Here is a 20382-nt window from a genome sequence, read left to right on the forward strand (position 1 = left end):
GAGGGGACGGTCATTCCGCGACGGCGGAATTCAGGCGGTCCGCCGTTATCCGCGTACGGCCTTCAGCGCGGTCGCCCAGGTCTCCAGCTGGTCGAGAACCCGGCCGAGCTCGTCCTCACGGGTCTCCGAGGGGGAGAACGAGGGGTAGCTCGGGAAGTCGACCGAGACCGGAAGCGGAAGCTGCGCCTGCACCGTGGCGATCTGCAGCTCCGACGCGATCTGGCGCAGGTGCTCCACGGCGCGCACGCCGCCCGCGGCACCGATGCTCACAAAGCCGGCGGCCTTGTTGTTCCACTCTCCGTAGATGTAGTCCAGCGCGTTCTTCAGCGCGGCGGGCGCGCTGTGGTTGTACTCGGGCGTGACGAAGACGAAGCCGTCGAACTCGCCGATCTTCGCGGCCCAGCGCTTGGTGTGCGCGTTCTCGTACTTCCCGTACTGCGGCGGAAGCGCCTCGTCGTAAGCCGGCAGGTCGAAGTCGGAGAGGTCGACCAGCTCGTAGTCGGCCTCCGGACGCTTGGACGCGACGGTGTGCACCCACTCGGCCACCTCGCGGGTGACGCGACCCGGGCGGACGCTTCCTACGATCACGGCAATTCTGGGCATGGCTGCTTCCCTCATCCAGTGAGTTGATGTATCAACTCAAGGGTGTGGGGCCCGAGGTGATACGTCAACTCACTTCGGGATCTGTTCACGGGAACGAAGTGATCCGGCGTGTGTGAACGCCAACGGCGCACCCCCTCACCACCGTTCGGGGTGGCCGGGGACCAGCAGGGGGCGGAGGCGATGGGCACTCTCCTGCACCAGCCGCGCGACCGCGGCCGTCCTGGCGGCGGCGCCACGCGTCCAGGTGGTGCCGACGCCGAGGGCGAGGTAACTGCCGCCGTCCTGATGGAGGATCGGTACGGCCACGGTCAGCTGGAGCGGGTAGAGCTCCCGGTCCGAGAGTGCGTAGCCGCGCTGCCTGGTGGCTTCCAGCTCGGCCCGCAGTCCTTCGGCCGTGGTGATCGTGCGGTCGGTGAACCGCTCGAAGGGGGCGAGCGGTTCGAGGTCCGCCTCCTGTCCCGCCGGCCAGGCCAGGAGGGTCTTGCCGAACGCGGAGGCGTGCAGGGGGACGGAGTTGGCGACCGGAGCCCTGGGATCGTCCGGCTCCACGCCGTCGGCCGACAGGTCGCTGACCACCAGGGTCTCGTTCCCGTCGCGCAGGGCCAGGACCGCCGACCCGGACGTCTCGCCGGCGAGCCTGCGCAACTCGGGCCGGGCGAGGTCGAACCGTCTCTGGTGGAACAGCACGCGGTTGAGCCCGGCTATCGCGCTGCCCAGTCGGTATCTGCGGGTGGTGGCGTCCTGTTCGAGGAATCCGGCGCGCTCCATCGCCCGGACCATCCGGTAGACGCTGCTGACGTTCAGACCGAGGCTCCGGGCGATGTCGGACACGCCGACGGGGCCCGGAGCGGTCTTCAGGCACTGGAGTACCTCGAAGGCCCGCTCCACCGTCTGGGCGCCCGCCGGGCGGGTCTGCCGGGGGTCCGGTGCGTCCTGGCGTGCCATGCGAAGTCCTGTCCCTTCGGCCGTCCCCGGTTGCCGGGGACGGGGGTCGGCGGTTCTGCGCTACCGATTCCATCATGGCGAAGGTTGCCGCAATGTGAAATGTGCCTTCACTATTTGACAAGCTCTCCGGAGCTGGCACAGCCTGCAGTCATGACATCCGCCGAAGGTTCGGACGATCAACACGCCTACGATTACGTGGTAGTTGGCGCCGGAGTCGCGGGTTCGATCGTTGCCGCGAGGCTGTCCGACGATCCGCGGACCACCGTGCTGCTGCTGGAGGCGGGGCAGGAGCTCGACGACACCCCGCAGACCCGGCACCCGGAGCGCTCCGCCGAACTCCTGGGCACGGAGGCCGACTGGGCCCACACCACCGAGCCGCAGTCCGGGCTCGGCGGGCGGACCGTGGGCTGGCACGCCGGGCGGGCCGTCGGCGGATCGTCCGCCGTCAACGCGTCGCTCTGGCTCAGGGGCGGCGCCGCGGACTACGACGCCTGGGCGGCCTACGGGCCCGGATGGGACTGGGCCGCGGCGCTGGACGCCTTCCGCAGGCACGAGGGCGAGGGCCGGGGGCCGCTGCCCGTCCAGGCGAGCGGCGAACACCCCCTGAAGCAGGCCGTGTTCGCCGCCGCCGGTGAACTCGGCCTCGTACGCGGCGATCATCTGTCCGTCCGGCCGGAGGGCGTGGACACACTCCGGCTGACGGCCAGGGACGGCCGGCGCGTCACCTTCGCGGACGCGTTCCTCGGACCGGCCCGCCGGCGGCCGAACCTGCGCGTCGTCACCGGCGCGCAGGCAACCCGGGTCGAGACCGCCGCCGGCCGCGCCCGCGGCGTCACCTACCGCCGCGACGGCGGCCCGCCCTCCACGGCCACCGCCCGCCGCGAAGTGCTCCTCGCCGCCGGAGCCGTACGGACACCGCACCTGCTGCTGCTCTCGGGAATCGGACCCGAGGACCACCTCGCGAGCCTGGGAATCCCGGTGGTGGCCGCGCTGCCGGGGGTGGGCCGGAACCTCCAGGACCACATCTGCGTCGGCGGCTCCTTCCGGGCCGCGCCGGACTCCCGGCCCGTGGACGGTGAGGGTGCCGGCGGCGCGAGCGCGGGCGCGGTCGTGCTGGCGCGCAGCGGCCTGGGAGCGGAGGACCCGGACATCGAGATCGTGCTCGCCCCGGCGGCGGGCGGCGGTGGACCCGGTGTGACGCTCGGCGTGATCGCGCTCCAGCCCCGCAGCCGGGGGACCGTACGGCTCGCCGACGCCGACCCCCTGGTGCCGCCGCTCATCGATCCCGGCTATCTGGGCGACCCGTCGGGCGAGGACCTCGCGGTGCTCAGGGCCGGCTCGCGGCTCGCCCAACGACTCCTGCGCACCCGGGCACTCGCCCCGTACGCCGCCGACCCCGCCGACCTCGGTTTCCGCGACGGCGCGACCGACGACGAGGTGGACGCCTTCGTGCGGCGCACCGCCAGCGGCATGTTCCATCCGGCCGGGACCGCCCGCTTCGGACCACCCGGGGACCCTGACGCGGTGCTCGGCGCCGATCTGCGGGTCCGGGGGATCGACGGCCTCCGGGTCGTCGACGCCTCGGCGATCCCGCTCCTGAACCGCGGCCACAGCATGGCCCCCACGGCGGTCGTCGCCGAGCGTGCGGCCGGGCTCGTGCTCACGGACGACACGTACACGACCACAGACGCAGGCGCACACGAGGCCAAGGAGCCGCAGCCATGACCGTGAAGATCCTCTGGTACCTCCAGTCCGCCGACGGCCCCGTGCCCTGGGAGGAGCACGGCGTCTGGCGCAACGACCTGCCCCGGCTGCGGGCCATCGCCGAGGTGATCGACCGGGTCGGGCTCTACGGCGCCCTGCTGCCCACCGGCCCGCACGAACCGCTCGCCCTCGCGTCGGCGCTGACACCGCTCACCCGCCGGATGCGCTTCCTGGTGGCGCTGTATCCGGGCCTGGTCTCACCCGCCAAGCTCGTCGACATCGCCCTGGCCCTCGACAACTTCAGCGGCGGCCGGCTGCTCTTCAACGTCGTCAACGGGCACGACTCCTGGCTCCCGGAGTACGGGATGTTCCTTCCCCACGACGAGCGGTACGCCTACAGCGCCGAGTACTGGGAGGCGTTCTCGCGGCGCTGGCGCAGCAGCTCCGAGGGCTACGAGGGCAAGCACATCCGGCTGGCCCCCCGCACGTTCGACATCCCGCTCACCTTCTTCCCCGAGGCGGTCCAGGAGCGCATCCCGCTCTGGGGCGCCGGGGCGTCCCCGGCCGGTGTCGAACACGCCGCGAAGACCGTGGACTTCTACCTCAGCTTCGCGGACCTGCCCGACCGGCTGGGCGCCAGGTTCCAGCAGGTCGCCGAGATCGCCGCAGGGCACGGCCGCACGCTGGGCTACGGCACCAGGCTCCAGGTGATCGTCCGCGACACGGAGGAGGAGGCATGGGCGTACGCCCGGTGGCTCCTGGAACAGACCTCGCACGCCAAGGCGGTGGAACTGGTCTCCTACAAGCTCGGTGCCGGCTGGCTGGAGAAGGAGGTGGAGACCGACGACCCCCGGGTACGGCGCTGCGTGGACGCGCTGCGTGCCGGGCGGCTGCCGGAGGTCGAGGACCTCGTCGTCGCCCCCAACACCTGGCTCGGCCCCAGCAACTTCGGGTTCGACTTCTTCGGCCCCGGAGCGGGCACCTGGCTGGTCGGCACCCCGGCCCAGGTGGCAGCGCGGCTCGACGAGTACGCGGCGCACGGCGCCGAGGCGTTCATCCTCTCCGGGTGGCCGCTCGCCACCGAGGCGCTCCGGTTCGGACGGGACGTGCTGCCGCTCCTGGACGTCGACCACGAGTTTCAGGCCGAGCCGTTCACACACGACGGTTACGACGATCTGCTCGCCCGCTTCCCCTCCTCCCCGGCCCCCGCCGGCCTGCGATGACGGCGCCCGGCCGGCCCCCGGGGACGGGCACGGGGACCATCGACACGATCCGGCTCACCAGGTGCCCCGTACCCACGGCGAGCGGCCTGGCCCACCGGCTCGGTCTGCTCGACGCCGCGTTCGCGCCCGACGGAATCCGGGTCGCCCTCCTCCAGGACGGTGACCCGGAGCTGGCACGGCACCATCTCGACCACGGACTGCCGGGCCTCTTCCGGGAAGGGGGCAGCGTTCCCGCCCTCCTCGCCCGGGCGAAGGGCGCGCCCACCCGGCTCATCGGGCTGACCTGGATCGACGAACGGCAGGTGATCCTCGTACGGCCCGGGGAGGGCCTGGACACCCCTCAGGCCCTCGCGGGGCGACGCGCCGCCCTTCCGGCGCACGGCCCGCCGCCGGGCGACGGCATCATGCGGGCCATGGCGCTCCAGGGCTTCCGCGGTGCCCTCGCCCTCGCCGGGCTCGGCCTCGACGCCGTCCGGTTCACCGAGGTGCCCGACGCACGGGACACCCAGCCGGGGTGGACCGTCAACGGCCCGCTGGTCCGGCCGTGGACGGGCATCGACGCCCTCGCGCGCGGGGAGGTCGACGCCGTCTACGCCAAGGGCTCCGCCGCGCTCGACCACGCGGCGGCGGCCGGGGCGGTGATCGGCATCGACCTCGACGACCACGACGACCCCGCCTTCCGGGTCAACAACGGCACGCCCAGACCGATCACCGTCCACGAGAGGACCCTGGACGAACACCCCGGGCTCGTGGCGCGCTTCCTGGCCGAGACCCTGCGTGCCGCCGACTGGGCGGCCGGCCACCGCGACGAGCTTCTCCGCGTGCTGCACGACGAGACCGGCGGCGCACCGGAGAGCGTCGCCGCCGCCCACCGCGGTGACTTCCACCGCACGCTCCATCCCGATCTCTCCGACGACCGGCTGACCCTGCTGGAGCAACAGAAGGAGTTCCTCGTGTCCCACGAATTCGCCGCGAACGGCTTCGCCCTCGACAGATGGGTGGCGCGTGAACCCCTCGCGCGGGCCCGTGAACTGGTGGCCGCCCGATGAGCGCCGCCACCGACGTCGACTCGTTCTCCGCGACGCTGCTCGACGACGCCACGACCGCCTTCCGGGTCCTGCGCGAGACCGGAACCATCACCGCGAGCGCGACGCTGAGCTTCGTGGTCCGGGCCCCGGGCGATCAGCTGGTCGCCGCGGTCAAGCACCCCGACCCGCTGCGGCCGGGCACCTCGCCCGAGGTGGTGCTGACCTCCATCCTCGACGGGCCCGACGCGCTGCGCCCCTGGGGCGACGGGCTGCGTTACGCCGCCGTCTTCGCCGCCCACCCCTGGCTCAACGCGATCTCCCATGTGCACACCCCGCACCTCGCCGCCTGGGCCCAGACGCACCGCCCCCTGCCCCTGCGCTACGTGCCGGTGCAGCGCGACACGCTCGCCGAGGAGATCCCGGTCTACCTCGACCGCCGGGAGGCCGAGGACGCCTTCATCGTGCGGGTGCTGGACGCGGACCCCGAGGTACCCGGAATCCTGGAGGCCAACGGCGGCGCGACCATCTGGGGACGCGGGGGACTGATCGACCTGGCGCGCACGATCCTGCTGATCGAGGAGGGGGCCCGCGCCCAGACGCTTGCCGAGCCGCTGGGCGGATCGAAGAACTTCGGCCCCGGCGTGCTGGAGCAGCAGTGGGGGGCCATGGGGCGTGCCGACAGCCCCCGGGCCCGGGCCCGCATCGCCGAACTCGACCTGGAGGGCTGACGGGAGGCGGAGACACGGCGGCGCCCCCACCGCGAACAGGCGGTGAGGGCGCCGGTGGTGCCCGGAGTGATCAGGCGCCGAGGTTGAACTCGGCCGGGTCGGCGCCGAGGCGCTTGCCCTCGTCGAGGGCCGCGAACGCGGCGAGGTCGTCGGCGTCCAGCTCGAAGCCGAAGACGTCGATGTTCTCCGCGATCCGGGACGGCGTCACGGACTTGGGGATCACCACGTTTCCGGTCTGGAGGTGCCAGCGCAGCACCGCCTGGGCCGGGGTCCGGCCGTGCTTGCGGGCGACGGCGACGACCGTGGGGACCTCCAGGAGGCCCTTGCCCGAGCCCAGCGGCGACCAGGCCTCGGTGGCGATGCCGTGCTCGGCGTGCAGGGCGCGGAGCTCGGCCTGCTGGAGCTGCGGGTGCAGCTCGATCTGGTTGACCGCGGGGACCACGGAGGTCTCTCCCAGCAGGCGCTCCAGGTGCTCCTGGTGGAAGTTGGACACACCGATGGCCTTCGCGCGGCCGTCGGCGAGAATCCGCTCGAAGGCCTTGTACGTGTCGACGTAGGCGTCCTTGGCCGGCACCGGCCAGTGGATGAGGTAGAGGTCGACGTAGTCCAGACCCAGCTTGTCCAGCGACGCGTCGAACGCGCGCAGCGTCGAGTCGAACCCCTGCTCGCTGTTCCATAGCTTGGTGGTCACGAACAGCTCGTCACGGGCCACACCGGAGGCGGCGATCGCCTTGCCGGTGCCCGACTCGTTCCCGTAGATCGCGGCGGTGTCGATGCTGCGGTACCCGGCCTCAAGGGCCGTGGACACGGCCGCCGTGGCCTCGTCGTCCGGCACCTGCCAGACACCGAAGCCGAGCTGCGGCATCTCGAGGCCGTTGTTGAGCTTGATGGTGGGGACCTGGCTCACGAGCAGTCGATCCTTACGTTGTCGATTGATACGTCCCAGGGACAACGATCAGCGGCGCCCAGACATTCCCACCTGCCACGATCCGGTGAACCGGACGGGGGCCCCGTCGGCGCTCCGCCGGACTCACCGGTAGAGGGCGTCGACCTCGGCCGCGTACGCCGTCTCGATCGCCTTCCGCTTCAGCTTGAGCGACGGAGTCAGCAGGCCGTGCTCCTCCGTGAACTGGTGCGCCAGGATGCGGAACGTACGGATGGACTCCGCCTGGGACACCGCCGTGTTCGCGGCCACCACCGCCCGGCGCACCTCCATCTCCAGGTCCGGGTCGCGCACCAGCTCTCCGGGGCGCATCGGCGTACGGCCCTGCATGGCGAGCCAGTGCTCCACCGACTCGTGGTCCACGGTGACCAGCGCCGCGATGTAGGGCCGGTCGTTGCCGACGACGATGCACTGCGCGACCAGGGGATGCGCGCGCACCCGCTCCTCGAGCCCCGACGGCGCCACGCTCTTGCCGCCGGACGTCACCAGGATCTCCTTCTTGCGCCCGGTGATGGTCAGATAGCCGTCCTCGTCGAGCGAGCCCAGGTCGCCGGTGGCCAGCCAGCCGTCGTGCAGCACGGAGTCCGTGGCCTTGGGGTCGCCCAGGTATCCGGAGAACACGTTGGCGCCGTGCACCCAGACCTCCCCGTCCCTGGCGATGTGCACCGAGGAGCCGGGGATCGGCTGGCCGACCGTGCCGTAGCGGGTGCGCTCCGGCGGATTGGCCGTGGCAGCAGCCGTCGTCTCGGTGAGTCCGTAGCCCTCGTAGACCGTGACACCCGCACCCGCGAAGAACAGCCCCAGCTGCCGGTCCATGCCGGAGCCGCCCGACATGGCGTGCCGCACCCGGCCGCCCATCGCCTCGCGGACCTTGCGGTAGACGACCTTGTCGAAGAACTGGTGCTGCATCCGCAGCCCGGCGGACGGCCCGGGGCCGGTGCCGAAGGCGCGCTCCTCCATGGCCTCCGCGTACTTCACCGCGATCTCGACGGCCTTGTCGAACGCGCCGACGCGCCCCTCCGACTCCGCCTTGCGGCGCGCGCCGTTGAACACCTTCTCGAAGATGTACGGCACCGCCAGGATGAAGGTGGGCCGGAAGGCCACCAGGTCCGGCATCAGCGCCTTCGCCGACAGCTCCGGCTGGTGCCCCAGTTTCACCCGGCCGCGCAGCGCCGCGATCTCCACCATGCGTCCGAAGACGTGCGCGAGCGGCAGGAAGAGCAGCGTCGCCGCCTCCTCGCCGGGTTTCGTCAGGAACACGGGGTGCCAGCGGCTCACCATCGTGTCCGCCTCGAACATGAAGTTGGCGTGGGTGATCACACAGCCCTTGGGGCGCCCCGTCGTGCCGGAGGTGTAGATCACGGTCGCCACCGAGTCGGGGGTCACCGCGCGGCGGTGCCGGTGGACGACCTCGTCGTCGACCAGGGCCCCTGCGGCGACGAGCTCGGTCACCGCGTCGGCGTCCAGCTGCCACAGCCGGTGCAGGTTCGGCAGCCGGTCGATCACCGAACCGATCGTCATGGCGTGGTCCTCGTGCTCGACCATGACCGCCGCGACCTCGGCGTCGTGGAGCATCCACAGGACCTGCTCGGCCGACGACGTCGGATAGATGGGCACGGACTGGGCGCCGACCGTCCAGAGCGCGAAGTCGAAGAGGGTCCACTCGTAGCGCGTACGGGACATCAGGGCGACGCGGTCGCCGAAGCGGATGCCGTGCGCGATCAGCCCCTTGGCGAGCGCGAGCACCTCGTCGCGGAAGGAGGCCGCCGACACGTCGTGCCACTGGCCCTGCTCGTCCTTGCGGCCGAGGGCCGTACGGCGAGGGTCTTCCTCCGCGAAGTCGAAGACAGTATCGGCAAGACCGCCGACTTGTGGGGCAGCGGCCATGGGTGGGACGGTGAACTCGCGCAATTGCTGCTCCTTGTGGCGCTCCGCACGGCGCCGCGACGCTACCTCACCGGACGAGCCCGCGGGAGGCTCCGGACACCCGCGAAAATGTGGCATCCGGCCAGGCCAACCGAAGAAATCGGGCCAGATGGGCAAGGCTCGGGCGGACTTCTGACCGCGGAGTAAGTAGCTCGGGCGGGAATCTCCACCGAATCTGTACGCGGCGCTTACCCCGGATCGGGGTGCGTGGGCACCACCGGACCGCGGTGGAGCCGGTCCCCACCCGCCAGGATCGCCGCCGCGAGGGCGTCCGCCGCCTCCTGCGCCGTGTCCCTGCGCCGGCCGTGCAGCAGCACGAAATCCACATCTCCGAGCTCGGGCAGCCCGGCCCTGGGCGACACCGGGACGAGCCCCGGCGGGATGAGCCCCCGGGCGTGGGCCATCACGCCCAGGCCCGCGCGGGCCGCCGCGACCAGCGCGCTCAGGCTCCCGCTCGTGCAGGCGAACCGCCAGGACCTGCCGTGCTCCTCCAGCACGTCCAGGGCACGGGCCCGGGTGAGGCCCGGGGGCGGGTAGACGATCAGCGGCAGCGGACGCTCGGGGTCGATCCGCAGCTGCGGGGCGCCGATCCAGGTCAGCGTGTCCTGCCAGACCAGCTCGCCGTGGGTGTCCCCGGTGCGGCGCTTGGCCAGCACCAGATCGAGCCGGCCCGCCGCGAGCTGCCGGTGCAGCGCGCCCGACAGCTCCACCGAGAGCTCCAGCTCGACATCGGGGTGCTCGCGCCGGAAGGACTCCAGGATCTCCGGCAGCCGCGTCAGGACGAAGTCCTCGGACGCCCCGAAGCGCAGCCGGCCGCGCAGCCGGGTGCCCGTGAAGAAGGCCGCCGCCCGCTCGTTGGCCTGGAGGATCGTCCGGGCGAAGCCGAGCATGGCCTCGCCGTCCTCCGTGAGGTCCACCCGGTGCGTGTCACGGCTGAACAGCTGCCGGCCCGCCTCGGACTCCAGCCGGCGGACGTGCTGGCTGACCGTGGACTGCCGTACGCCGAGCCTGCGCGCCGCCTGCGTGAAGCTCAGGGTCTGGGCGACGGCCAGGAAGGTGCGGAGCTGGACGGGGTCGTACATGGCGCGAGGTTATCGCGAATCGTGATGACAGTCAGTGCGGTGTACCGGATTCCCGATCGCGGTGATCAGGAGCACGATGGGGAGGGCACGATTCCACCGAGAGAGCACGGAGCACATGAGTCGCCGCACCAGCCGCCGAATCCCCTCGCTGCCGTCCTGGCTGCCGGTCGACCCGTACATCCTCGCGCTGATCGGCACGGTGGTGCTCGCGGCGCTGCTGCCCGTGTCGGGGACCGGCGCCGAGGTGGCGGGCGGCGCGTCGACCGGCGCGGTGGCCCTGCTCTTCTTCCTCTACGGGGCGCGGCTCTCGACCGCCGAGGCGCTCGACGGGCTGAAGCACTGGCGGCTCCACCTCACCGTTCTGGCCTGCACCTTCGTGGCGTTCCCGCTGCTCGGACTCGCCAGCCACGGACTGGTGCCGTACGTGCTGACCCCGCAGCTCCAGGACGGCTTCCTCTTCCTGTGCCTGGTGCCCTCGACGATCCAGTCCTCGATCGCCTTCACCTCGATGGCCCGCGGCAACGTGCCGGCGGCCATCTGCGCGGGCTCCTTCTCCAGCATCGCCGGGATCGTCCTCACCCCGCTGCTCGCCGCCGTACTGCTCGGCGGCAGCGCGGGAGGGTTCTCGGCGGACTCCCTCGTGAAGATCGTCCTCCAGCTGCTGGTGCCCTTCCTCGCGGGACAGCTGCTGCGCCGCTGGGTCGGAGGCTTCATCGGCCGCCACCGCAAGGTCCTCGGCTACGTCGACCGCGGCTCGATCCTGCTCGTCGTCTACACGGCCTTCAGCGAGGGAATGGTGGCGGGGATCTGGCACCAGGTCACCCCGGCCAGGCTCGGCGCGCTGCTCGGCGCCGAGGCCGTGCTCCTGGCCCTGATGCTCTCGCTCAGCTGGTTCGGGGCGAAGCGGCTCGGCTTCGGGCGCGCGGACCGCATCGCCATCCAGTTCGCCGGGTCGAAGAAGAGCCTGGCGGCAGGGCTGCCGATGGCCAGCGTCCTCTTCGGGGCGCACGCGAGCCTCGCGGTGCTGCCCCTGATGCTCTTCCACCAGATGCAGCTGATGGTCTGCGCGGTGATCGCGAAGCGCCGCAGCCGGGATCCGCTGGCGGACGGCGAGGCGACGTCGCAGCAGCCCGTACCGGTGGGCTGACGCCGGCAGGTGAGTGCCGCTCCTACGGGCTCAACCGGCCGCACGGTCAATCTGCGGGCGTTCCGGCGGAGCTCCGAAGCGGGTGGTGGCGGCCCCAGAGCCTGTTCACCAGAGGGGCTGCGACCCCGATGAGCGTCATGACCGAGGCGGCGACCCAATACCGCCGCCCCTGCCCCAATGCCAGTACCGACACCACTCCTACCGCCGCGCCGACACTCAGGCTCATAGCCGGCCACCACTCGATGCGGCGCAGCAGACCGGGGACGGAGTACATCGTCACGATGAATCCAGCGGTCATAGCGAACTCGTACCACCCGCCCCCCTCGGGAAGGTTCCACCCACCGGTACGTCCCCCATTGCTGTGGTAGACGAACCGCATGTGCACGGCGCCGGCCACACCCCAGCACAATGCACTGGCACTCACCACGCCTATCAGCGTTCTCCACTCCCTGTTCCCCATGGCCAGGATGGTAGAGCCCGTCGGGCCACCGCGAAGGCCAGGCCGGGCCCTCGGCCGACGTGTTGCCGGTACGACCACGAGACCAGGCGGGTCCCCGACCACGGTGGTCCCTCCTGGGAACGGGACAGCGCGCCCGGGCTGCTCGTCGCTGGCGCCCCCGGAGGGGCTTCGCTGTGCCGTCATCGAGTGTCATCCTCGGCCCGGTCGGTATGCGAGGAGCCCCGTATGCCGGCGAGTCCGAGGTCGGTGCGGCTGCGGGCGTTGGCCTCGGCGACTCGGGCGCTCAGCAACTCGGCCGGGCCGAGCGGCCGTAGGCGGGTTGGGTCCGCGTCCCACTCCAGGCCGCCGCCGAGCGGGCGGAGCTGGAGGTAGGGCCCCTCGTGGCCCATCACCAGGCCCACCCGGCCGCTGTCGCCGTCCCGCACGGCTGTCCCGACGCAGAGGGCGCCGTCATCCGTCACCTTGACGTTCCGTTCCTGATCACTGCGGCGAGGGCGTGCGCCACGGGGGCCGAGCAGACGCCGAGGTGGACGAGCGCGTAACGGGCCGGCCGCGCGCCGTCCCCCACGTCCGGCCACGGGGTACGCACGTCCATGGCCGGGAGCTGGATGCCCGCGCCGCTCAGTGCCGCGGCCAGGGCGTCGCGCGCATCCACGGCCTCCTGGATCTTGGGCGTCCTGCGGGGGAGGGGCGGCTTCTGCGGCGGCGGTGTCATGGTGGCTTCCTTCGGTGGTTCTTTCGCGGATTTCTCCGCCTGGACAGAGCCCCGCGAACTACGGTGCGTGAAGGGCTCGTCACGAGAATGACCCGGTCAGGGCCGTGACACACCGAGGGCGGGATGTGCTTCCCCGGCGGATGAGTCACGTTCCACACGTTCCACGGAGGGCGCGATGCCGACGAGGCGGGCGGTCACAGGCCGCAGCAAGGAACCACGGGCACGGTTCGCGGAGGAGCTGCGGCATCTGCGTACCGAGCGCGGCGACAGCCTGCGGCAGCTCGGCGAACGACTGGGCTGGGACTGGTCGCTCTTCGGGAAGATGGAGAAGGGCGAGACGGTCGGCGGGCCCGGAGGTCGTGCAGGCGCTGGACCAGTACTACGGGACTCCGGGGCTGCTGCTGGCCATGTGGGAGCTCGCGATCAGCGACCAATCACAGTTCAAGGAGCGGTACCAGCGCTACATGGCGCTGGAGGCGGAGGCGACGAGCCTGTGGCACTTCGCGGTGAGCGTGCTGCCGGGGCTGTTGCAGACGCCGGGGTACGCACGGGAGCTTCTCTCGGCGGGCGGCCTCAGAGGGGATGCCTTGGACCAGCAAGTTGAGGCACGGATGGGGCGACGGGAACTGCTGGCTGCTGAAGACCCACCGCAGTTCCGGACCATCCTGTCGGAGGCGGTGTTGAGGACACCGCTGCGCGATCCGGGCCAGTGGCGGCAGCAGTTGGAGTATCTGCGAGAGGTGGGAGAGCGGGACGACGCAACTGTGCAGGTGGCACCGTTCAGTGCGGGATTGCACGGCCTCACCAACGCTGACGTGATGTTTTTACGCCTGCCCGATGGGCGTACCGTTGCCTACGCCGAAAACGGGTACAGGGGCGAACTCGTCGAGGAAACTGCGTCGGTTGAACGGCTGCAGCGTGCGTACGATTCGGTGCGTGACCTGGCTCTGTCACCACCCGACTCGCGGAAGTTCATTCTGCGCATCCTGGAGGAAGTACCGTGCGATCCCTCGACCTGACCGCTGCCATCTGGCACAGGAGCAGTTACAGCAACCAGGACGGCGGCCAGTGTCTTGAGGTTGCTGGTGGCTTCACGGGAGTGATTCCCGTCCGTGACAGCAAGAACCCGCAAGGCCCCGCGCTCACCTTCGCGGCGGAGGGCTGGTCGTCGTTCGTCTCCGCGGTGAAGGATGGTGCCATGGGCGCCTGACGCGCGCCGCGCCGGAGAGGGCCCGGCCGGCGCAGGGGGCGCTCCCCGCCGGCCGGACCCCTGCCCCGTGCAGCGGGCGGGGCCGCCTCAGCCCTGGCCCACCGCCGCCTCCAGGGCGATGCGGTGGTCACCCGCGTACACGTTCATGGACTGCCCCCGCAGGAACCCGACGAGGGTCAGTCCGCTCTCGGCCGCGAGGTCCACGGCCAGCGACGACGGCGCCGAGACCGCCGCGAGCACCGGAATCCCCGCCATCACCGCCTTCTGCGCCAGCTCGAAGGAAGCACGCCCGGACACCAGCAGGATCACCTGCGAGAGCGGCAGCCGGTCGTCCGTCAGGGCGCGCCCCACGAGCTTGTCGACCGCGTTGTGCCGGCCGACGTCCTCCCGGATGTCCAGCAGCTCGCCCTCCGTCGAGAACAGCGCCGCGGCGTGCAGGCCCCCGGTCCGGTCGAACACCCGCTGCGCGTCGCGCAGCCGGTCGGGGAGAGCGGCGAGCAGCGCGGGTGTCACCCGGACCGGGGGAGTGTCGGCGACGGGATGGCGGGTGGTGGTGCGGACGGCGTCGAGGCTGGCCTTGCCGCACAGTCCGCAGGACGAGGTGGTGTAGACATTGCGCTCCAGCGTGATGTCGGGGACCACGACGCCCGGCGCGAGCTTCACGTCCACCACGTTGTACGTGTTCACGCCGTCCGCCGTCGCCCCGGCGCAGTACACGATCGACTGCACCTCGGAGCCCTCACCGATCACGCCCTCGCTGACCAGGAAGCCCGCCGCCAGCGCGAAGTCGTCGCCCGGGGTCCGCATCGTGATGGCGAGCGGCCTGCCGTTCAGCCGGATCTCGAGAGGCTCCTCGGCGACGAGGGTGTCGGGACGGGTCGTGACCGCCCCGTCCCGGATGCGGATGGTGCGGCGACGCTCGGTGACCCGTCCCATAGCCGTTAAACCCGATTCTGTACGTGTTGGAAGCCGAAACGGCCCTTGATACAGAGGTTGCCATGGGTCACCGGGTTGTCGTGCGGCGAGGTGACCTTGACGATCTCGTTGTCCTGCACGTGGAGCGTCACGTTGCAGCCCACGCCGCAGTAGGCGCATACCGTCGTGGTCTGCGTCTGCGCGGGCTCGTCCCACGTCCCCGCCTCCCGCATGCCGAACTCTGTGCTGAACGACAGCGCACCGGTCGGGCACACCTCGATGCAGTTCCCGCAGAAGACACAGGCCGAATCGGGGAGCGCGGCATCGTGCTCGGTGGAGATGCGGGCGTCGAAACCGCGCCCCGAGACCGCGATCGCGAAGGTGTTCTGCCACTGCTCGCCGCAGGCGTCCACGCACTTGTAGCAGAGGATGCACTTGTCGTAGTCGCGGACGTAGAGGTCGTTGTCGATCTTCGGCTGTTCGTTGACCCTGGCGGCCTCCGCGCCGAAGCGTCCGGGCTTCGCGTCGTACTCCTTGATCCACTCGGCGGCGCGGGGAGTCGTCGACAGGTCCGTGGACGAGGCCAGCAGCTCCAGCACCACCTTCCGGCTGTGCCGGGCCCGCTCGGTGTCGGTGCGGACCGTCATGCCCGGCTCGGCGCGCCGGGAGCAGGCGGGGGCGAGCGTGCGGGAGCCCTCCACCTCGACCACGCACACCCGGCAGGCGTTCTTCGGGGTCAGCGTGTCGCCCTGGCACAGGGTCGGGATGTCCTTGCCCACCGACCGGCAGGCGTCCAGGATCGTCGAGCCCTCGGGGACCCGGGTCTCCGCGCCGTCCAGCGTGAACGAGACGAGACGGCGCGGCGGCTGAAGCGGCACAGCGGTCACTTGTAGACCCCCAGACGGTCGATGGCGGACTCCACGGCATTCCACGCGGTCTGGCCCAGACCGCAGATCGAGGCGTCCCGCATGGCCTGCCCGACCTCCCTCATGAGCGCGATGTCCTCGGCGGCCGCGGCCCCCGTACGGTCGACGATCCGGTGCAGCGCCTCCTCCTGGCGGACCGTGCCCACCCGGCAGGGCACGCACTGGCCGCACGACTCGTCGCGGAAGAACCCGGCGATCCGCAGCAGCACCCGGGGGAGCTCCACCGAGTCGTCCAGGACCAGCACCACACCCGAACCGAGCGTCGTCCCTGCGGCGCGGGTGCCCTCGAAGGTGAGCGGGATGTCCAGCTCGTCGGGCCGTACGAAGCCGCCCGCCGCGCCCCCGAGGAGCACGGCCCGCAACCGCTCGGGCGGGCCCGCCAGTTCGAGGAGATCCCGCAGGTTCGCCCCGAAGGGCAGTTCGTAGATACCGGGGCGGTCCACCTGCCCGGAGACGCAGAACAGCTTCGTCCCGGTGGAGGTCTCCGTGCCGGTCGCGGCGTAGGCGGCGGCGCCGTGCTCCAGGATCGGCAGTACGTTCACCAGCGTCTCGACGTTGTTGACGGCGGTCGGCTTGCCGAAGAGCCCCTTCTCCACGGGGAAGGGCGGTTTGGAGCGCGGCTCCCCGCGCTGCCCCTCGATCGAGTTGAAGATCGCGGTCTCCTCGCCGCAGATGTAGGCGCCGGCACCGCGCCGGATCTCGATGTCGAAGGCGTACCCCTGCCCGAGCACGTCCGGGCCGAGCAGCCCCCGGGTGCGGGCGCTCCTCAGGGCGTGGGCGAGCCGCTCGTACCCCCGGGGGTACTCCCCGCGCAGATACACGTAGCCCTGGTGGGCGCCGATCGCGTACCCGGCGATCGTCATCGCCTCGACCAGGGCATACGGGTCGCCCTCCATCAGCACCCGGTCCTTGAAGGTGCCCGGCTCGCTCTCGTCCGCGTTGCAGACCAGGTAGTGCGGGCCGTCCGCCTGCTGCGCGGTGGCCTGCCACTTGCGTCCGGTGGGGAAGGCCGCGCCGCCCCGCCCGACGAGCCCGGCGTCCAGCACCTCACGGATCACGCCCGCGGGGCCCAGCGCGAACGCGCGGCGCAGAGCGGTGTAGCCACCGGTGGAGCGGTAGTCGTCCAGCGAGGCGGGATCGACGACGCCGATGCGCCGCAGGAGCACGAGGGAGGGGTCGCCCGCCTGGGGGACCGCCGCCGGGGCGGGGGGTTCCGGCGGGGCGGCCTCCGGCGTACGGGCGGCCGCGACGAGGTCATGAGCGGTGGCGGGAGCGACGACCGCCGCGGTGCGCGGCGCCTCCTCCGAGGGCCGGCCGGGTTCCGGTCCGGCCCTCAACAGGAGCGCCGCCGGGGCGCGTTCGCACAGGCCGAGGCAGGGGCTCTCCTGCCAGACCGCGCCCTCGGCGGGGGTGCCGGGCGCGCCGAGCCGCTCGGTGAGGTCCGCGCACACCGACGCCGAGCCGCGCGCCGCGCACGCCAGGTCCGTACAGACGTGCAGGACCTTCGCGGGTCGGGGCCGCACCGAGAACATGGCGTAGAAGGTCGCCACGCCGTACGCCTCCGCCGGGGGCACCGTCAGCCGCCGGCAGATGTAGCCGAGCGCGCCCTCGCTGATCCAGCCCACCCGGTCGTTCACCGCGTGGAGCGCGGGCAGCAGCTGGTCACGGCGGTCCCTGGCCGCCGAGGCGCCGCCCCTCGCCCAGCGCAGATCCTCGTCCGTGCGCGCGTCCGCACCCTCCCAGCCGGAGGGCGGCGGACCCAGCAGAGCGTCCACCGCGTCCCGTTCGGCCTCGGAGGGGACGGCGTCCGTGTACCTCAGGTCCATGCGGGCACCAGCTTCTCTATCCGTACGGCGGAGGCCTTGAACTCGGCGGTGCCCGCGATCGGGCAGTTCGCCTCGATGGTCAGCTGGTTGGTGTCGACCTCGTCCGGGAAGTGCATCGTCATGAACGCGAGCCCCGGCCTCAGTCCCGGATCGATCCAGACCGGCGCGGTGACACTGCCGCGCCTGGACGACACCCGCACCTCCTCGCCCACCGTGACGCCGTAGGACTCCGCGTCCTCCGGGCAGAGCTCGATGTACTCGCCCCGGCGCAGCGGGGATGCGTAACTCCCGCTCTGCACACCGGTGTTGTACGAGTCGAGCCGTCGTCCCGTCGTCAGCCGCAGCGGATAGGTCTCGTCGGTGAGATCGACCGGCGGGTCGTGCTGCACCAGGCCGAACGGGGCCGCGCGGCCCCTGAGCGCCGGATCGGTCTCCCAGAGCCGGGCGTGCAGGAAGCTGGAGGGCAGCTTCTCCGTGTCGGGGCAGGGCCACTGGAGCCCCTGGTGCTCGGCGAGCCGCTCGTACGTCATCCCGAAGTGGTCGGGCGACAGCGAGCGCAGCTCGTTCCACACGGCCTCGGCGTCGTCGAACTTCCAGTCGTGGCCCAGCCGTCCGGCCATCGCGCAGATGATGTCGATGTCCTCGCGGGCCTCGCCCGGCGGGACGAGCGCGGCGCGCACCCGCTGGACCCGCCGTTCGCTGTTGGTCGTCGTGCCGTCCGTCTCCGCCCAGGCGGCCGTGGCGGGCAGGACGACATCGGCCAGTTCGGCGGTCCTCGTCAGGAAGATGTCCTGGACGACGAGGTGGTCGAGGGACCTCAGCCGGCGCACGGCCTGGTCGCTGTCCGCCTCCGACTGCGCCGGGTTCTCCCCGATGCAGTACACCGCGCGCAGCTCGCCCGTCTCCATGGCCTCGAACATCTCGGTGAGCGTCTTTCCGTACCTCGGCTGGATGACGGTGTCCCAGGACCGCTCGAACTTCTGCCGGACGGGCGGGTCGAGGATGTCCTGGAAGCCGGGCAGCCTGTTGGGGATGGCGCCCATGTCGCCGCCGCCCTGCACGTTGTTCTGGCCGCGCAGCGGCTGGACCCCGGAGCCGTACCGTCCGACGTGACCGGTGAGCAGGCAGAGGTTGATCAGCGCGCGGACGTTGTCGGTGCCGTTGTGGTGCTCGGTGATGCCCAGGGTCCAGCACAGCTGCGCGCGTTCGGCCGTCGCGTAGGCGTGGGCCAGCTCCCGGATCGCCTCGGCGGGGACCCCGGTCACCTTCTCGGCGGCGGTCAGGGTCCAGGGCTCGACGAGCGCCGCGTACTCCTCGTACCCGCTGGTCGCGCGGTCCACGAAGGCCTGGTTGACCAGCCCGGCGTGGATGATCTCGCGGCCGATCGCGTGGGCGAGCGGGATGTCCGTGCCGACGTTGAGGCCGAGCCAGCTCTCCGCCCACTCGGCGGTCGAGGTGCGGCGCGGGTCGACGGCGTGCATCCGGGCGCCGTTGCGGATGCCCTTCAGCACGTGCTGGAAGAAGATCGGGTGGGCGAAACGGGCGTTGGAGCCCCACATCACGATCAGGTCGGTGTGCTCCACCTCCGCGTACGAGGAGGTGCCGCCGCCGGAGCCGAAGGCGGCCGAGAGCCCGGCGACGCTCGGCGCGTGGCAGGTGCGGTTGCAGGAGTCGACGTTGTTGGTGCCCATCACGACCCGGGTGAACTTCTGCGCCACGTAGTTCATCTCGTTGGTGGCCCGGGCGCAGGAGAGCATCGCGAAGGCATCGGGTCCGAATGCCTCGCGGGTCCGCCGGAATCCGGCGGCGGCCCGGGTCAGGGCCTCGTCCCACGTCGCACGGCGCAGCACGCCGTCCTCGGAGCGGACGAGGGGGTGGGTGAGGCGTTCGTACGTCTTCGGCTGCCGGCCCTTGCGGTTCCGGCCGCCTGTGCGGTCGCTGGTCATGGCGCGCTCCCTGCTGGGGCCGAGGAGGTGGTGGCGAGGAGATCCGCGAGCGCGTGCACGGCGCGCAGCGTCGGTACGGGCGTTCCGGCCAGTTCGGCCAGCTCGACGACGGCCGCGAGCAGCACGTCGAGTTCGAGGGGTTTGCCCTTCTCCAGGTCCTGGAGGGTGGATGTCTTGTGGTCGCCGACGCGCTCCGCGCCCGCGATGCGCCGCTCCACGGAGATCTCGGGACGGCAGCCGACAGCCGCCGCCACATCGAGGGTTTCGCGCATCATCGACTCCACGAGTGCGCGGGTGTCCGGATGGCGGCAGATCTGGCCCATGGTGGCCCGGGCCAGCGCGCTGATCGGGTTGAAGGAGATGTTGCCGAGCAGTTTGATCCAGATGTCTTTGCGCAGATCGGACTCCACCGGGCACTTGAGCCCGCCGGCGACCATGGCCTCGCTGAAGTCCAGACAGCGTGTGGACACCGTGCGGTCGGGCTCGCCGATGGAGAACCGGGTGCCTTCGAGATGGCGTACGACACCGGGTGCCTCGATCTCGGTGGCGGCGTAGACCACGCACCCGATGGCGCGTTCGGGCGGCAGCGTGGCGCTCACCGAGCCCGCGGGGTCGACGCTGTCGAGTCTGCGCCCGGTGTAGGGGCCCGCCAGCCCGTGGAAGTACCACCAGGGGATGCCGTTCTGAGCGGCGATCACGGCGGTGCCCTCGTGCATCAGCGGGTGGACCAGCGGTCCCGACCGTGCGTACGAGTTGGCTTTGAGGCCGAGGAAGACGTAGTCGACGGGCCCGATGTCCGACGGATCGTCGGTGGCGGCGGGCCGTGCGGTGAAGTCACCGCGCGGGCTGATGACGCGCACACCGTCGCGGCGCATGGCCGCCAGGTGCGGACCCCGGGCGATGAGATGGACCTCGGCGCCCGCGCGGTGGAGCGCGGCCCCGACATAGGCGCCGATGGCTCCGGCGCCGACAACTGCGACTTTCACGGGGCTCTCCGTTCGGTGAGAGGACCGAGCGAGGGTGTCAAGTCGACAGAATATTGTCTACAGTATGCC

19 protein-coding genes and 1 pseudogene are annotated in these 20382 nt (G+C 71.6%); 7 read left to right on the top strand and 13 right to left on the bottom strand.

Annotation, left to right across the window (positions count from 1 at the left end; all coding sequences use genetic code 11):
• Positions 1–45: 45 nt before the first annotated feature.
• Together ACWCQM_RS26870 and ACWCQM_RS26875 are read right to left on the bottom strand one after the other, a co-directional pair.
• Complete coding sequence (locus ACWCQM_RS26870; protein WP_450917684.1) at positions 46–603, bottom strand: NADPH-dependent FMN reductase; 558 nt, start codon at positions 601–603, stop codon at positions 46–48.
• 135 nt (positions 604–738) lie between these two features.
• A complete protein-coding gene (locus ACWCQM_RS26875) occupies positions 739–1548 on the bottom strand; it encodes an IclR family transcriptional regulator (protein ID WP_450917685.1) in 810 nt (269 codons plus the stop codon).
• Between the two features lie 150 nt (positions 1549–1698).
• Between ACWCQM_RS26875 and ACWCQM_RS26880 the strand changes: the two genes are divergently transcribed.
• From ACWCQM_RS26880 to ACWCQM_RS26895, 4 genes are read left to right on the top strand one after another with little or no spacing between them, the layout of a single operon-like run.
• Positions 1699–3273, top strand: a complete 1575-nt coding sequence (locus ACWCQM_RS26880) for a GMC family oxidoreductase (protein ID WP_450917686.1) — start codon at positions 1699–1701, stop codon at positions 3271–3273.
• The gene (locus ACWCQM_RS26885; RefSeq protein ID WP_450917687.1) at positions 3270–4475 is read left to right on the top strand and encodes an LLM class flavin-dependent oxidoreductase; all 1206 of its coding nucleotides are present in this window, start codon (positions 3270–3272) and stop codon (positions 4473–4475) included. The genes ACWCQM_RS26880 and ACWCQM_RS26885 overlap by 4 nt, the downstream gene beginning before the upstream one ends.
• The gene (locus ACWCQM_RS26890) at positions 4472–5524 is read left to right on the top strand and encodes an ABC transporter substrate-binding protein (protein WP_450917688.1); all 1053 of its coding nucleotides are present in this window, start codon (positions 4472–4474) and stop codon (positions 5522–5524) included. The genes ACWCQM_RS26885 and ACWCQM_RS26890 overlap by 4 nt, the downstream gene beginning before the upstream one ends.
• Positions 5521–6231, top strand: coding sequence for a class II aldolase/adducin family protein (locus tag ACWCQM_RS26895; protein ID WP_267078286.1), 711 nt, complete (start codon positions 5521–5523; stop codon positions 6229–6231). The genes ACWCQM_RS26890 and ACWCQM_RS26895 overlap by 4 nt, the downstream gene beginning before the upstream one ends.
• A 70-nt stretch (positions 6232–6301) precedes the next feature.
• Here the strand turns inward: ACWCQM_RS26895 and ACWCQM_RS26900 are convergent, their stop codons facing one another.
• The 3 genes from ACWCQM_RS26900 to ACWCQM_RS26910 all read right to left on the bottom strand — a co-directional run bounded on the left by ACWCQM_RS26900 (position 6302) and on the right by ACWCQM_RS26910 (position 10182).
• Positions 6302–7138: an aldo/keto reductase gene (locus tag ACWCQM_RS26900; RefSeq protein WP_450917689.1), complete on the bottom strand. Its 837-nt coding sequence runs from the start codon at positions 7136–7138 to the stop codon at positions 6302–6304.
• A gap of 123 nt (positions 7139–7261) precedes the next feature.
• Positions 7262–9061, bottom strand: a complete 1800-nt coding sequence (locus ACWCQM_RS26905) for an AMP-dependent synthetase/ligase (protein ID WP_450917690.1) — start codon at positions 9059–9061, stop codon at positions 7262–7264.
• Positions 9062–9288: 227 nt separating this feature from the next.
• Complete coding sequence (locus ACWCQM_RS26910) at positions 9289–10182, bottom strand: LysR substrate-binding domain-containing protein (RefSeq protein ID WP_450917691.1); 894 nt, start codon at positions 10180–10182, stop codon at positions 9289–9291.
• 115 nt (positions 10183–10297) lie between these two features.
• On the opposite strand from ACWCQM_RS26910, the gene ACWCQM_RS26915 reads away from it, so the two are divergent.
• The gene (locus ACWCQM_RS26915; protein ID WP_450917692.1) at positions 10298–11329 is read left to right on the top strand and encodes a bile acid:sodium symporter family protein; all 1032 of its coding nucleotides are present in this window, start codon (positions 10298–10300) and stop codon (positions 11327–11329) included.
• 46 nt (positions 11330–11375) lie between these two features.
• On the opposite strand, the gene ACWCQM_RS26920 is transcribed toward ACWCQM_RS26915, so the two are convergent.
• The 3 genes from ACWCQM_RS26920 to ACWCQM_RS26930 form a co-directional block, all read right to left on the bottom strand.
• Positions 11376–11627 carry a hypothetical protein gene (locus ACWCQM_RS26920; protein ID WP_450917693.1) on the bottom strand — a complete coding sequence of 84 codons (252 nt, stop codon included), beginning with the start codon at positions 11625–11627 and terminating at the stop codon, positions 11376–11378.
• 341 nt (positions 11628–11968) lie between these two features.
• The gene (locus tag ACWCQM_RS26925; RefSeq protein ID WP_450917694.1) at positions 11969–12250 is read right to left on the bottom strand and encodes a hypothetical protein; all 282 of its coding nucleotides are present in this window, start codon (positions 12248–12250) and stop codon (positions 11969–11971) included.
• Positions 12247–12504: a hypothetical protein gene (locus ACWCQM_RS26930; RefSeq protein ID WP_450917695.1), complete on the bottom strand. Its 258-nt coding sequence runs from the start codon at positions 12502–12504 to the stop codon at positions 12247–12249. The genes ACWCQM_RS26925 and ACWCQM_RS26930 overlap by 4 nt, the downstream gene beginning before the upstream one ends.
• A 175-nt stretch (positions 12505–12679) precedes the next feature.
• On the opposite strand from ACWCQM_RS26930, the pseudogene ACWCQM_RS26935 reads away from it, so the two are divergent.
• Together ACWCQM_RS26935 and ACWCQM_RS26940 are read left to right on the top strand one after the other, a co-directional pair.
• A pseudogene (locus tag ACWCQM_RS26935) lies at positions 12680–13523 on the top strand (helix-turn-helix domain-containing protein).
• A complete protein-coding gene (locus ACWCQM_RS26940) occupies positions 13505–13714 on the top strand; it encodes a DUF397 domain-containing protein (RefSeq protein WP_450917696.1) in 210 nt (69 codons plus the stop codon). Before ACWCQM_RS26935 ends, ACWCQM_RS26940 begins: the two are co-directional and overlap by 19 nt.
• 87 nt (positions 13715–13801) lie before the next feature.
• Here ACWCQM_RS26940 and fdhD read toward each other — a convergent pair whose 3' ends face one another.
• Genes fdhD through ACWCQM_RS26965 form a run of 5 tightly spaced genes read right to left on the bottom strand, consistent with a single transcriptional unit; the run spans position 13802 to position 20313 of the window.
• On the bottom strand, positions 13802–14650 hold the full coding sequence (gene fdhD / locus ACWCQM_RS26945) for a formate dehydrogenase accessory sulfurtransferase FdhD (RefSeq protein WP_073748844.1): 849 nt from the start codon (positions 14648–14650) through the stop codon (positions 13802–13804).
• 5 nt (positions 14651–14655) lie between these two features.
• Positions 14656–15516 (bottom strand): 2Fe-2S iron-sulfur cluster-binding protein, encoded by an 861-nt coding sequence (locus tag ACWCQM_RS26950; protein WP_450917697.1) that lies wholly within the window; start codon positions 15514–15516, stop codon positions 14656–14658.
• Entirely contained in the window at positions 15513–17381 is a 1869-nt protein-coding gene (locus tag ACWCQM_RS26955; RefSeq protein WP_450917698.1) for an NAD(P)H-dependent oxidoreductase subunit E, read from the bottom strand. Before ACWCQM_RS26955 ends, ACWCQM_RS26950 begins: the two co-directional genes overlap by 4 nt.
• Positions 17372–19327 carry a molybdopterin oxidoreductase family protein gene (locus ACWCQM_RS26960; RefSeq protein WP_450917699.1) on the bottom strand — a complete coding sequence of 652 codons (1956 nt, stop codon included), beginning with the start codon at positions 19325–19327 and terminating at the stop codon, positions 17372–17374. Before ACWCQM_RS26960 ends, ACWCQM_RS26955 begins: the two co-directional genes overlap by 10 nt.
• Positions 19324–20313 carry a 2-dehydropantoate 2-reductase gene (locus ACWCQM_RS26965; protein WP_450917700.1) on the bottom strand — a complete coding sequence of 330 codons (990 nt, stop codon included), beginning with the start codon at positions 20311–20313 and terminating at the stop codon, positions 19324–19326. Before ACWCQM_RS26965 ends, ACWCQM_RS26960 begins: the two co-directional genes overlap by 4 nt.
• Positions 20314–20382: the final 69 nt, after the last annotated feature.

The sequence above is a fragment of the Streptomyces sp. NPDC002125 genome (assembly GCF_053593715.1).

Bases quoted from the DNA above. Each gene is read 5' to 3' on its own strand.
- ACWCQM_RS26870 (WP_450917684.1), bottom strand. From the start codon at position 603: ATGCCCAGAATTGCCGTGATCGTAGGAAGCGTCCGCCCGGGTCGCGTC.
- ACWCQM_RS26875 (WP_450917685.1), bottom strand. From the start codon at position 1,548: ATGGCACGCCAGGACGCACCGGACCCCCGGCAGACCCGCCCGGCGGGC.
- ACWCQM_RS26880 (WP_450917686.1), top strand. From the start codon at position 1,699: ATGACATCCGCCGAAGGTTCGGACGATCAACACGCCTACGATTACGTG.
- ACWCQM_RS26885 (WP_450917687.1), top strand. From the start codon at position 3,270: ATGACCGTGAAGATCCTCTGGTACCTCCAGTCCGCCGACGGCCCCGTG.
- ACWCQM_RS26890 (WP_450917688.1), top strand. From the start codon at position 4,472: ATGACGGCGCCCGGCCGGCCCCCGGGGACGGGCACGGGGACCATCGAC.
- ACWCQM_RS26895 (WP_267078286.1), top strand. From the start codon at position 5,521: ATGAGCGCCGCCACCGACGTCGACTCGTTCTCCGCGACGCTGCTCGAC.
- ACWCQM_RS26905 (WP_450917690.1), bottom strand. From the start codon at position 9,061: ATGGCCGCTGCCCCACAAGTCGGCGGTCTTGCCGATACTGTCTTCGAC.
- ACWCQM_RS26910 (WP_450917691.1), bottom strand. From the start codon at position 10,182: ATGTACGACCCCGTCCAGCTCCGCACCTTCCTGGCCGTCGCCCAGACC.
- ACWCQM_RS26915 (WP_450917692.1), top strand. From the start codon at position 10,298: ATGAGTCGCCGCACCAGCCGCCGAATCCCCTCGCTGCCGTCCTGGCTG.
- ACWCQM_RS26920 (WP_450917693.1), bottom strand. From the start codon at position 11,627: ATGACCGCTGGATTCATCGTGACGATGTACTCCGTCCCCGGTCTGCTG.
- ACWCQM_RS26930 (WP_450917695.1), bottom strand. From the start codon at position 12,504: ATGACACCGCCGCCGCAGAAGCCGCCCCTCCCCCGCAGGACGCCCAAG.
- fdhD (WP_073748844.1), bottom strand. From the start codon at position 14,650: ATGGGACGGGTCACCGAGCGTCGCCGCACCATCCGCATCCGGGACGGG.
- ACWCQM_RS26955 (WP_450917698.1), bottom strand. From the start codon at position 17,381: ATGGACCTGAGGTACACGGACGCCGTCCCCTCCGAGGCCGAACGGGAC.
- ACWCQM_RS26960 (WP_450917699.1), bottom strand. From the start codon at position 19,327: ATGACCAGCGACCGCACAGGCGGCCGGAACCGCAAGGGCCGGCAGCCG.